8 protein-coding genes, 1 rRNA gene and 1 pseudogene are annotated in these 12,368 nt (G+C 60.0%); 4 read left to right on the top strand and 6 right to left on the bottom strand.

The window, feature by feature from the left end; translation table 11 throughout:
* Positions 1-159 precede the first annotated feature (159 nt).
* Positions 160-1,500, top strand: coding sequence for a sodium:solute symporter family transporter (locus GBM95_RS09255; protein ID WP_152158842.1), 1,341 nt, complete (start codon positions 160-162; stop codon positions 1,498-1,500).
* A 110-nt stretch (positions 1,501-1,610) separates the two neighbouring features.
* Here the strand turns inward: GBM95_RS09255 and GBM95_RS09250 are convergent, their stop codons facing one another.
* Both GBM95_RS09250 and GBM95_RS09245 read right to left on the bottom strand, forming a co-directional pair.
* Positions 1,611-2,219: a hypothetical protein gene (locus GBM95_RS09250; RefSeq protein WP_152158841.1), complete on the bottom strand. Its 609-nt coding sequence runs from the start codon at positions 2,217-2,219 to the stop codon at positions 1,611-1,613.
* A gap of 247 nt (positions 2,220-2,466) precedes the next feature.
* Entirely contained in the window at positions 2,467-4,266 is a 1,800-nt protein-coding gene (locus tag GBM95_RS09245; protein ID WP_226963254.1) for an AAA family ATPase, read from the bottom strand.
* Between the two features lie 411 nt (positions 4,267-4,677).
* Between GBM95_RS09245 and GBM95_RS09240 the strand changes: the two genes are divergently transcribed.
* Together GBM95_RS09240 and GBM95_RS09235 are read left to right on the top strand one after the other, a co-directional pair.
* A complete protein-coding gene (locus tag GBM95_RS09240) occupies positions 4,678-5,811 on the top strand; it encodes an HlyD family secretion protein (protein WP_152158839.1) in 1,134 nt (377 codons plus the stop codon).
* A gap of 53 nt (positions 5,812-5,864) precedes the next feature.
* Positions 5,865-7,097: an ABC transporter permease gene (locus GBM95_RS09235; protein ID WP_152158843.1), complete on the top strand. Its 1,233-nt coding sequence runs from the start codon at positions 5,865-5,867 to the stop codon at positions 7,095-7,097.
* A 38-nt stretch (positions 7,098-7,135) separates the two neighbouring features.
* On the opposite strand, the gene GBM95_RS09230 is transcribed toward GBM95_RS09235, so the two are convergent.
* Positions 7,136-7,657: a MarR family winged helix-turn-helix transcriptional regulator gene (locus tag GBM95_RS09230; protein WP_152158838.1), complete on the bottom strand. Its 522-nt coding sequence runs from the start codon at positions 7,655-7,657 to the stop codon at positions 7,136-7,138.
* A gap of 161 nt (positions 7,658-7,818) precedes the next feature.
* On the opposite strand from GBM95_RS09230, the gene gpmI reads away from it, so the two are divergent.
* Complete coding sequence (gene gpmI, locus GBM95_RS09225) at positions 7,819-9,351, top strand: 2,3-bisphosphoglycerate-independent phosphoglycerate mutase (RefSeq protein ID WP_152158837.1); 1,533 nt, start codon at positions 7,819-7,821, stop codon at positions 9,349-9,351.
* Between the two features lie 91 nt (positions 9,352-9,442).
* Here gpmI and bioB read toward each other — a convergent pair whose 3' ends face one another.
* From bioB to rrf, 3 genes and pseudogenes are all read right to left on the bottom strand, one after another.
* Positions 9,443-10,414, bottom strand: coding sequence for a biotin synthase BioB (gene bioB / locus GBM95_RS09220; protein ID WP_152158836.1), 972 nt, complete (start codon positions 10,412-10,414; stop codon positions 9,443-9,445).
* Between the two features lie 183 nt (positions 10,415-10,597).
* Positions 10,598-11,980 (bottom strand): annotated as a pseudogene (locus tag GBM95_RS09215) (FAD-dependent oxidoreductase).
* A gap of 295 nt (positions 11,981-12,275) precedes the next feature.
* Positions 12,276-12,368 (bottom strand): 5S ribosomal RNA (gene rrf / locus GBM95_RS13240); the annotation flags it as partial.

Raw genomic sequence — 12,368 nt, 5'->3', positions numbered from 1 at the left:
TATAACCAGCCTATATAACGAAATAGAGAATTCAGGTCAAAAAAAGTGGGGTGCAGGGCAACCCACGATTTTTAGGGCCTTGAAACTCCCAAAGTCAGGGGCTAACATGACGCCAAAAGTACGGAGCCCCTGGCTCTCAACATGGGTTTGCAGTTTTTCATGACGCTTCTATCTCTTCTCATCGTCTGCTACCTCGCGCTCCTTCTCTGGTTCGGAATCCGGGGGAACACGAAGGACCGCACGCTCTCCGGCCTTCTCACGACGGGCGGCACCACAAGCGCGGCCCTCTGCGCGCTCTCGCTTGTGAGCACCATCATCGGCGGCTCGGCCACGCTCGGCATCGGCGGACTCGCCCAGAAAATCGGCCCCGCCGCCTTCTGGTGGCTCGGGGTCGGGACGATCGGACTCTTTCTTCACGGGCTTTTCGTCGCGCCCGTCATCCGCCGCACCAAAGCCATGACGCTCCCGCATCTCCTCGGGAGCCTTGCGGGCGAAAACGCCGAACGCTGGGCGGGCTTCATCATCGCCGTCTCCTGGGCGGCCGTGACGGCCGCGCAGTTCACGGCGCTCCATTCGCTTCTGCTCTCGATTGTGGGCGGCATGAAGGCGGAAATCCTCTACGCCGCGCTCGCGGGCGGAATCATCCTTCACACGGCTGCAGGCGGCCAGCGGGGCGTCATCCGCACGGACGCCCTTCAGGCGATTCTCCTTCTCGTCGGCTTCCTGCTTGCAGGGGCCTGGTGCCTCTTCGACCGCCCCGGGGCCGTGGCCGCCCTTCCGAAGGTTCCCTTCACCGACGCCTTCGGCTTCACGGACTGGCTCAAGATGATGATCCTCGTCGGCATCACCTTCGTGATCGGCCCCGACATGTTCTCGCGCACCTTTGCCGCGAAGGATGCCCGGTCCGCGAGAGCCGCCGCCTTTGCCGCAGCTCCCGTCCTCGCGCTCTTCGGCGTCATCGTGACGATGCTCGCGCTCCTCAACATCGACGCCAAAGCCCCCATCACGGACTGGCTTTCGCCCGACTCGCCCCTGCCGATGCTTCTTCAGGTCATGCTGGCCCTCGGGCTTGTGAGCGCGCTTTCGGGCTCGGCCGATACGCTCCTTCTTTCCGCAGCGGGCATTCTTGAAAAGGACGTCTGCGGTCGCGAGCGCGCCGGCGCCGTCCGTCTCTGGGCAGTGCTCCTCGGAACGCTCGCGCTCGCGAGCGCCTGGTTCTCCGGGAACATCATCGGACTGCTCTTGAACGCCTATTCGCTCTTCGTGCCGGGCGTCGCCGCGCCGTTTCTCTTCCTCGTGGCCGGGCGCCTCAGAAGCGCGGATCCGAAGGTCTGGCTCTCGGGCGCCGTCGCGGGCGGCATTCTGGGGCTCGTCGGCAACCTCACGGGCGAAAATGCCTGGACCTTTGCCGGGATTGCCGTGTCCTCAGCGGGGTCGCTCCTTGCCGTTCGCCTCGCAGGCATGAAGTCCTCTGCGGCCGGCGCTTCAACCAGCGCCTGAACCTCTTCAAAAATTACGAAAAAAGAAAGGCGGCAGGAAGATCAGACTTCCGGCCGCCTTTCTTTTTCCTGAGAGCGAAAAGCATCTTCCGCTCTCAGAGGCATCCGCAATCAACGGCGGGCCTTCTTCGCTTCAGAGCGCGCAACGGCATCCGAAATCAGATCCTGAAGCTCGCCTTCCGTGATTTCCTTTTCGGACTGCGCCTTGGTGCGGTCCTTTTCCACCGCAGCGGCGATCAGATCCGAAAGTTCGCCCTCCGTGAGGCTGTGATGCTTCTGAAGAGCCTTTTGAACGGCGAAGTCGATCAGATCCGCCATTTCGCCTTCGGTCAGTTCCGCCTGACGGTCGGCCTTTTTGCGGTCTTCCTCAACGGCGAAGCTGATGAGATCTTGGAGTTCGCCTTCGGTGAGCTCGCGGCGGCGCGCGCGGTCGCGGGCAACCGCATCAACGATGAGGTCCTGGAGTTCGGCTTCCGTGAGTTCGCCGTGCTTTTCGGCATATTTCTGAACCGCCTCGTTGATGAGGTCGGAGAGCTCGCCCTCAGTGAGTTCGGCGGACTTCTTCTCGCGCGGATCAAGGAGATGCTCGCCGAAGTTTTCAGCAGCGGCGCGCAGGAACGCTTCCGGGGTCGGATAACGAACCGAATGCTTTGCGAGCACCGCATCAACGAGCTTCACGAGACTTTCATTGGCTTCAACGGTCCAGGTCCTGGTGGTCATAACGTTTTTCTCCCTAAATAGATGAGATGCCTCGAGCCCCGGGCCGACTGAAATCAGCCGCATGAGGCTCAGGGCATCACTCTTCGAGGGACTAAGCCCTTCGCGTAAACCCTGATGCGATTCATCTTAGTCCGCCACCTCAAAGGCGGCTTGAGGGAGAACGTTCTCTTTGGTCACAGTCGTAACGCTCTGTAAACGAGCAAAGTTTCAGGCTTCGCGACTTTACAACCGGAGACCTCGCGCCTCTTCATCGGGCAATCTGCTTCAGCTCGCCGCCGCCGACCTCGCAGGTCTTTCCGCAAAAGGCAATGCCGTAAGCGAAATACTTGCTGCAGCGTATTCTTCGAAGCGCTTCCGAGTAGTCCTTTTTGTCAACCTGCCGAAGCGCCTCATCCACAGCATCAGGAAGATCCTCCTGCCGGGCAGCACGCTTGATTTCAATGACGACGCCGCAGCGATCCGGGCCGCTACCTGAAGAGAAAATGATGTCCGCATACCCGTTGCCGGACTCCGCATTGGAGCGAAAATCCTGAATGCGGCTTCCTGCACAGGCAAAAAGCGCGGAAAGGAAGCCGTGATAATAATTTTCCGCCGGAGCTCTCGTCGCCGAATCACGAACGGAAACATAGGTGCGCAGAAGCGGCTCGAGCACTTCCGCCATGCGGGAAGCATTGCCGGTGACGGCAGCTTCGGCAAGCTTTATGCCGTGTGCGGCAAATGCAGCATTTTGACTCGAGAACCGGGCCGAAACGCGGCTTCTGAAAGTCTGGCGGATCTCTTCATTGGGAATTCTCAAAAGGTAGTTCTTGCCGCCCAGATACTTATCTACCGTCAGATAGCCGGTAAAAAGGAGCAGAGTCCAGAAGTCTTCAGATTTGTGCTGAACGAAATCCGAGTATGTCAGCTGCTCGTTGATATTGAGCTCAATACTGCCGCCGTCGAGAAGCGTCTGCATTCTGCCGGCATCCTCCTCCGTGAGGAACCCGAGAAACTCATCGATCGCATCGTTGCTGCTCGTATTGATCCAATAATTGTCGGGCTCAGCCGTTTTGGCGTCGTTGCTTGCGAGCGCATCCTGGCAGAAGCTCAGAACGTCCCAGGGACTATAGATTTCGCTCGATCCGAAGCGATAGCCGTCGTACCAGGCCTTGACATCCTTGCTGCGGTCGGCAAGCCCGTAGTAATTCAGGAGCTTCTTGACTTCATCCTCTGTAAAGCCGATCGAAGCAGCTAAATTTTCATTAGTACTGCAGACGGTATTGACGGAGAAATTATTGACGCCCGTAAAGATGCTTTCCTTGCTGACGCGCAGGCAGCCGGTGAGAACGGCCTTCTCAAGAACAGGAAAACCGCCCGCCAGAGGCGCATCCTCCGGCTTCAGAACCGAGAGGAAGTCACGAATGAAATTGCGCATCTCCGCATAGTATCCGGACGAGGCCGCCTTCTCGAGAGGAACATCGTACTCATCAATAAGCAGCATCGCCGGCCGTCCGAAGTGCTTGGTGAGGCAGTAGAGAATGTCCGGCAAAAAGCTCGATGCCGTGAGCCAGGCCCTACGCTCATCTGCGAGGAGACTGCTCGAATTAAGCGCAAAATAATCCTGAAGCGTTCCTTTTTCATTGTCCGTCAGACGAGGACTTTCCAGCAGATAGCTGTACTCGTTTACAGCAGCCGCGATCTTTTTGCAAATTTTGCCGAGTGCATAAGAAAAAGACGGCCCCGTGAATCCTTTCATGGAGAGGAAGAAAACCGGAACCCGGCCCATATAGGTTCGGCAAAATTCAGCGTCTTCTGCGATGGCAAGGTTTTCGAAAAGTACTTTTTGCCGGGAGACATCTTCCGGATTGGCCGGATTAACCGCGAGATAGGTGCGCAGCGTATCGAGAAAAAGCGATTTGCCGAAGCGCCTCGGTCGCGTAATCAACTGAACAAAGCTCCCGGATTCAATCAGGCGCTTGATGTACGGCGTCTTGTCGACATAGAAGCAGTTTCGCATCCTCATCAGAACGAAGGAAGAATTTCCAACTGCAATCGTTTTTTTCAACACAGAAGACCTCAAAGCTAAACGAAAGGCATTGATTCAATCTCAGTCTAGCATTTTATTTTGAATATTTTTTCCTTTAATATCATTGTAAAACCATGATTTAATTATCTTAAGAGAGAAGCAATTCTTCCCGGATTCATCGTCTTGACGGGACCAGACAAACAGCAGAAAGTTTTTCCAGCATATAATTAGCTGGCTAATTATTCTGGCAGAGTGCAAGCCTCCATCTTTCAGTCTGAGGTTCGTATAGCTCAGCTTCGCCGCCCCTGCGGGATCAGCATCAGCCGACCAATCCCGAGCCGTCGCAGAGATTTTCGCCAATAAAACTGATTTTATTGAAATTCTTCATAAGCCCTAACCTCGAAAGGTTCCCAGGGCATTGTCCACATTTAACTATTTAGTTGACTAATTAAAATGGCCATTCCTCAGAAGCAGAAACGCGACATCCTGCGCACGATCAGCGGATTCGCCGCCGCCGGCATTCTGGCCGCCGGTCTGATTTTCCTCGGAAACCGAAATGATGCCGTCTCAGAGGCCGAGCGCCTGAAGGCCGGCATCCTCACGGCGCACGAAGTGAAGGCGGCCTTTCAGAGCGTGGGCGGCCGACTCGTGGAGCGCCCCGTAACGGAAGGTCAGCGCGTTCGCGCGGGAGAACTCCTTCTCGGCATTGACGGCACCGACATCCGCATTTCCATTGAGGCCCAGAAAGCCGCCATCCGGCAGATCGACGCGCAGACGGCGCTCGAAGAGGAATCAATTGCCCTGGCGCTCCGGGAAGCCGACACGAACGAGCGGACGCTCTGGCGCCAGATTGAGGAGGCTGAAGCCTCAAGAAAAGCCGCCGCGGCATCGCTCGAAAGCGCGAAATCCGACTGGACCCGCGCTCAGAACCTTTATCCCAGGGGCGCAATGGCAAAGTCCGCCTACGATCAGGCGAAGGCCGCCTGGATCGCAGCCCGCGAGGCGCTCGCCATCAGCGAGCATGCGGTGAAGCGCCTCTCGATCGGTGCAGGCAATGAAGAAATCAAGCTTCTGCAGAAGACCGGCTCCGCCGAAGGCATGCACCTTGAAGCCATTGAGACCGCTCGCCGGGCGGCTCAGAACAGGAAGCACAATCTTGAGAATTTCGCGGCAACCCGGGCGTCCCTCAGCGCAGAGCTCGAACAGCTTCGCGTGAACGAGACGCGCCTTCGGATCCATGCGCCCGAAAATGCCAAGGTCCTTGAAGTGCTCTATGAAAAGGGAGAACTGATCGGCCCCAACGCGCCGGCGGTGCTTCTCGAGAGCGAACGGCATTACTTCGACATCTACGTGAGCGAGAAGGAGATCGCGCGCTTTGCTGAAGGAACGACCGTCCAATGCTTTTCTCCCGCACTTGAGAAAACCCTTCCGGGCGTGGTGGCGCTCGCCGAGGCGGCGCCCGATTTTGCGAGCCTCCGGATGGTGCGAGAGCGCGGTCAGGCCGACCTCACGCTCTTCCGGGTCCGCATCGACGTGCCTCCGGCCGAAGGGCTCCTTCCCGGCATGACGCTTGAAGTGAGGCTCTGATGCGAGGATTCATGAAGGAAATCCGGAAAAGCATGGCCTCGGAATGGGAGGCCATGATGAGCGGTCGCTTTGTGCCCTACCAGAAGCTCGCCGTCCTCGTTGCGCTCATCACGGCCTTTGCCTTTTCGATTGCGCTCTCCCACGACGTGGTGTTCGAGGCCCCGGTTGCCGTGGTCGATCTCGATCAGAGCCGCTGGTCGGCAGCGCTCGTCGAAAAGCTCAATGCTTCTCCGAGCCTTTCGGTCAGGGCGGTCGTCCATTCGCCGTCGGATCCGCGGGCCATGACGCGCGGCGACCGGTTTGTAGGCGTCGTCTATATCCCGAAGGGCGCCCAGGCGAGGATCCTCAGGGGCGACCGCACGCTCACCATCGGCTACTTTGCGGACGACAGCAACACGGCGCAGAACGGCGAGGTGTATTCCGTACTGAACGAAATTGCCGCTGAGCTGGGCGCGGAGCGCGCCGTCTCCCGCTCGGACGGCGTTTCGTCGCTCGGCAAAAATTCGAACGAAACTCAGGCCCTGATGTCGCCCCTCAGAATGGGCTTCCGCTACCTCACGAACCCGACCGGACAGGCGACGACGGCGACCGTGGTGAGCTTTCTCCTCTTCTTTTCGATGATGTATCACGGGCTCGTAAGCCTCATGATCGTGGGGCGCCTGCGCGTCACGCGCTCCTGGGACGGCGAAGTTCTGTCGGGGTCTTTTTTCGGCTTTCTCGCCCGGGGAGTGCCCTATGCCTTCATCTTCACGGCGGTGGTGACGACCGCGCTGGCGGTGCTGATTCTTCTGGGGCAGCTCCGCTTCGCCGGCAACATTCTCCTCTTCGTTCCGGCGCTCTTTCTCTGCGCGCTCGGGAACACCTGGCTCGCCTTTCTCCTCTCCTGGGGCACGACCAATCCCGGTCAGGGCGCAGGCCGCATGATTTTCCTCGTGCCCTCGGGCTTCATCCTGGGCGGCGCCACCATGGCGACGGGCTTCATGCACGGCTGGGTGCACGACGTCTCCTTCGGCATCCCGCTCGTCTGGCTCTTCAACTTCTGGCGCGATCAGGGGCTGAGAGGAATCGACGGCCTCGCGACCCTCCCGCTCTTCGGGGGCGCCCTTCTGTGGCTCGTTTTCCTCGGAAGCCTCAATGCGATCCGCTTCTGGCGGGATGAAGAGAAGCGGAGAAAGGAGCTCCGCCAGTACTGGCACGACCTGCAGGCAGTGCCCGACAGAGAAGCCGGAACTGCTCCCGCCCGCACGGCGCCCAAGGCAGAAGAGGCTCAATCAGGGACTGCGTGACGGAGGATACCCGGAGGCTCCCGGCGTCAGGCCATTTCTCACGGCGTCTTCTTCTCGAAAGGCGCCGTGAGCTTCGAGAGGAGGCCGATGAGCGTCTCCCTCTCCTCGTACGTGAGGGGCGCGGCAAATTCCTCCACGCGCCGGAAATGAACGGGGAGCACCCTGTCGAGAAGCTCCCGTCCTTCAGGGGTGAGCTCAACGAGGCTCGAGCGCGCATCCTTCTCGCTGCTTCTTCTCACGATGAGGGGCTTCTTTTCGCCCACCATCCGCGCCACCATCACGGACACCGTGGGGGGAGCCACGCCGATGCGCTGGGAAATGTCGCCGATCGAAAGGGGCTTCCCTTCCTCCCTCAGGCACATCATCATCGTGAACTTCCCTTCGGAAAGTCCCGTCGAGGCCTTCAGTTCATCGAAGATGACGCCCTTCACCACATCCACCGCATTCATCATGCGCAGCATCAGGTCGATGCTCGAAACATCGAGGTCGGCTGCGCCCTCGCCGTGAACGCGCCGGAGGCTCTCGCGCGCGGGGATGATGCGGATGGAAGGGTTCTTCATAAGGAGCGGGAAGAGAGATTGACTGCGGTATCCATGGATTCTAGGCCGGGAGCCGCGCGCATGCAGGGCAACGTCCGCATCCCTGGGAAATCAGCAGATTCGGGCCTGTTAAAATGCTCAGACTTCAAAAATACTCACGCGGAATCCGCAAGAGACGCTAAATGCATAAAGTCCTTCTTATGATTCTTGACGGCTGGGGCATCGGCGGAGGCGCAGCCGACCCGGCCGATGCCATTTCGGCCGCGCATCCGGCCTATCTTGAATCGCTCATGAAGCGCTGCCCGCATGCCGAACTCCTCACCTTCGGCGAAAACGTGGGGCTCCCCGCCGGCCAGATGGGAAATTCCGAAGTCGGCCACCTCAACATCGGCGCAGGCCGCGTGGTCTATCAGGACCTCGTGCGCATCAACCGCGCCTGCGAATCGGGCGCGCTCACCGCGCAGCCGGAAATCGCCGCCCTTATCGCTCACGCCAGGGAAACCGGTTCGGCGCTCCACCTGATGGGGCTCTTTTCCGACGGCGGCGTGCACGCGAGCTTCGACCATCTTCTCGCCTTCATCGACCTTGCACGAAAGGAAGGGATCCGGAAGGTCTTCGTTCATGCCTTCATGGACGGACGCGACACCGATCCGAAGAGCGGCCTCGGGTTCGTGAAGCGCCTTGAGGAGAAGCTTTCCGCTCCGGGCGAAACGGCAGTGCTTGCGAGCATGATCGGGCGCTACTACGCGATGGACCGCGACAAGCGCTGGGAACGCATTCAGGAAGCCTACGACCTCCTCGTTCACGGGAAAGGCGCGCCCTCGCAGGATTTCGTGAAGTCGGTCGAGGACTCCTACGCCGCCGGCATCACCGATGAATTCATGAAGCCCGTCGTGAAGACGGATGCCTCAGGCCGCCCAGTCGGCCGCATTGAGGAGGGCGACGCCGTCGTCTTCCTCAACTTCCGCAACGACCGCGCGCGGGAGCTGACGAGCGTTCTCACGCAGGCCCCGCAGGGCAATATGAAGCCGCTCTCCCTCTGGTTCGCGACGATGACCCCGTACGACGCGACATTCAGGGGTCTCCACGTTCTTTTCGATAAGGAAAACGTCGTCAACCCGATCGGCGAATACGTGGCGAGCCTCGGGCTCAGGCAGCTCCGCATTGCGGAAACGGAAAAGTACGCGCACGTCACGTTCTTCCTGAACGGCGGCCGCGAGGCTCCCTTCCCCGGCGAAGACCGCATTCTCGTGCCCTCGCCCAAGGTTGCAACCTACGACCTTGCGCCTGAAATGAGCGCTCCTGAAGTCGCTGAGAAGCTCTGCGCCGCACTGCGCGAAGAGAAGTACGACTTCATCTGCCTTAATTTCGCAAACGGCGACATGGTGGGTCACACGGGCGTCTGGGACGCCATCGAGAAGGCCGTCAAAGCGGTCGACGGATGCGTTGAAAAGGTCATCAAAACCGCGCGCGAGTGCGGCTACGACGTCGTGCAGATTGCCGACCACGGGAATGCCGATCACGCGAAGAACGCAGACGGCTCCCCCAACACCGCGCATTCGTTGAACCCCGTGCCGATCCTCGTTGTTTCCGACCGCGTCGAAAAGGTGAAGGACGGCGTCCTCGCCGACGTCGCGCCCACGGTGCTCGCCCTCATGGGACTCAGGCAGCCCCCGGAAATGACGGGTCATTCGCTCGTTGAGATGAAGGCCTGACGCGCTCGATTCCTCTGACGCGTAATCAGACCTGTACTGCCGCCGGATTTCTCCACGAGGGTCCGGCGGTATTTTTATTTGTTTTTGTCCTTTATGGAGCGGCGTAACCGGCTGTCTGAAAGAGCGCCGCATCGTCGGCGGGAGTGCCGCCCGAGGTCGTGGTGAGAAGATCTCCGCTGATTGCCGAATTGATGCCGATCCGCATGGCTTCCCGGATCGTGTCGGGCGTGAGGAGGTTTCTCCCGCCCGCAAACCTCAGATAGGCCGTCGGGTTGGCGAGCCGGAAGAGCGCCGCGGCGACGAGGAATTCTTCCTGGGAGAGCGCCTCAACGTCTGCGAGAGGGGTGCCCGGCACCCGGTAAAGCAGATTGATCGGAATCGAGGGCACTTCGAGCTCGCGGCAGAGGCGCGCGAGGCGGATGCGGTCGAGGAGCGTTTCGCCCATGCCGATGAGGCCGCCCGAGCAGACGTCGAGCCCCAGGGCCCGGGCGCGCCGGAGGGTTTCGATCTTGTCGTCTATCCGGTGCGACGTGCAGACTTCCCGGAAGAATTCGGGCGATGTTTCAAGGTTGCAGTGAATGCGCACGACGCCGGCGTCCTTCAGGGCGCTGAGATCTTCTTCAGACAAGAGTCCGAGCGACACGCAGACCTCGAGCTCCGGGTGATTGCGCTTCACCTCTCGGATCCGCTCGCAGTATTCGCGGATCTCACGCCTTGAGGGCTTTCTGCCGCTCGCCACGAGCGAATAGCGCACGATGCCGGTTTCCGCGGCGCGCCTTGCGCCAGCCTCCACCTTGTCGTCGGGAAGAATCGGATGGATTTTGACGCCGGGCACTTCCCAGTGCTTCGACTGCGCGCACCAGCGGCAGTTTTCAGAGCACTCGCCCGACTTGACGTTGATGATGCCGCAGAGGTTGTAGGCGCGGGGCGCCATCTTCCGCGTGACGGCCTCGGCCGTGTCGAAAAGATCCTCACGCGGGCCGGCGGCGAGCACAAGGAGTTCGGATTCGCTTAAATTCGCGCCGTTCTCGAGGGCGCGGACAATTTCAGAAAGAATGGGCATAGGGTCGGTTTGGGGAAAACGCGAAGATTCCGACTTTCTAGCATGCCGGAGCACCCAGCCGCCCCTCCGATCATGGCGAAATCGTAAGCAAAGAAGAAAGTCCGGGCGTCATCAAATGCTCTGCCCGGACTTTCCCCTGACTCAGGAGGCCGGATGCCTCTCAGGCCGCTGGCTCCCTACGCATCAGGCGCGGCGTTCTTTCCCCGCATTGATGCCGGCAATCTGCCCGTAGACCATGCAGTCAAGAAAGGCGTTCCCGCCCACGCGGTTGGTGCCGTGGATGCCGCCGGTGATTTCGCCCGCAGCGTAGAGGCGCGGAACCACGTTCCCCTGCCAGTCGAGCACCTGCGCCTTCGTGTTGCAGTTGATGCCGCCCATCGTATGGTGAACGGTCATGCCCGTATAGCAGGCCCAGAAGGGGCCCTTTTCAATCCGCTTCGTGAGATTTCTCGGAGCCTTGCCGAAATCGGGATCCTTCTGGTTTTTGACGAGCACGTTGTTGTAGCGGTCGATCGTCTTTTCAAGACCCTCGGGATCAACGCCCATCTTCTGAGCAAGCTCCCGGATCGTGGGCGCAGTCCAGGCTTCGTTGATGCGGATCCCTTCCTCGACGCTCGAATGAACCGCCGAGTTGTAGCTCTCATACGTTTCGTTGTCGACCACCGTGTAGGCGTAGCGCTCGGGCGTCGCAAGAACGGCATCGCGGATCTGATCGCGCCTCGCGCCTTCGTCGACGATGCGGCTGCCGCGCTTGTCGACGTAGATCGACTCGGCAACCTTGGTGTTGAGGATGATCTTCATCTTCTTCCCGGCAGGAGCACCCGGGGTGGACTGAATGAAGTCCATGCCGACGAGGTAGGCGCCGACGCGCACCGCCGCCATCATGACGTCGCCGGCCGTCTGGTTGGGGAGGTTGTCCGTGCCGAGATTCTTCACGCGCGGGTCATGGAGTTCGCGCAGGTACTTGTTGGCAGAGAAGCCGCCGGCAGCGAGAACGACGCCCTGTCGGGCACGGATCCAGCGCACGCCCTCCTTCGTTTCGCAGCGCACGCCTCGCACATCGCCAGAAACCGGCGTTTCGCGGATGATTTCCGTCACGCGCACGTTCGTGCGGATCGGAACATTGCGTTCCTTCAGGGCCTTGAGAAGCACCTGGATGTAGCCCTTGCCCTTGGGTTCAACAGGCTGGTGCGCGCGCGGGTAAAGGCCGCCGAACATCTGGAAGACGCGGGGCTGGAACTCCATGCCGAGACTCTCGAGCTAGGTGACGGCGCCGTAGGCGTTCTCGCAAAGAACGCGCACGCGTTCCGGGTCGCCGCGGTAGTCGCCGGCGGCAAGCGTCTGCTTCGCATGAAGCTCGGGGCTGTCCTTGATGCCCTGCCGGGGCTGACGCACGGGATCGGCCGCATTCATCTGTCCCTGTGCGAGCTGCGTGTTGCCGCCCGGGAAGGCCAGGCGCTCGAGGACGAGAACCTTCGCGCCCTGATCGGCCGCGCGGATGGCGGCCGCCATGCCGGCGCCGCCCGAGCCCACGACGATGACGTCGCAGACCTCATCCCATTTCATGGGAAGCATGGAGTCTTTGGAAGATTCCGAGGCGGCGTGAACGGCTGCCGATCCGGCAGCGGCAGCGCCCGCAACAGCGGATGAAATGAATTTGCGGCGATTGAGCGTCATGCTTTTCTCCTTTACTTCTTATGGCTGAGCCTTGGTCTAGCTCGAAAGAAATAATGGAAGAGAAACATGCGCGCGCATCTTGCTTCTTGTCAGAAGAAGCAGGATCCGCATCTGCCGGTTCGGAACACCCGACAACGAAAAGCCCCTGCTGACATCTAATCAACAGGGGCTTCGTTTATAGGGAGCCTGGCGATGACCTACTTTCACTGGAAATACAACCAACTATCATCGGCGCGGAGACGTTTCACTGTCCTGTTCGGAATGGGAAGGAGTGGGG

It is taken from the genome of Sutterella seckii (assembly GCF_009183815.1).
Taxonomy (GTDB): domain Bacteria; phylum Pseudomonadota; class Gammaproteobacteria; order Burkholderiales; family Burkholderiaceae_F; genus Sutterella; species Sutterella seckii.
The sequence above is the reverse complement of the archived record's forward strand: the minus strand, read 5'-3'. Positions and strand labels throughout refer to the sequence as shown.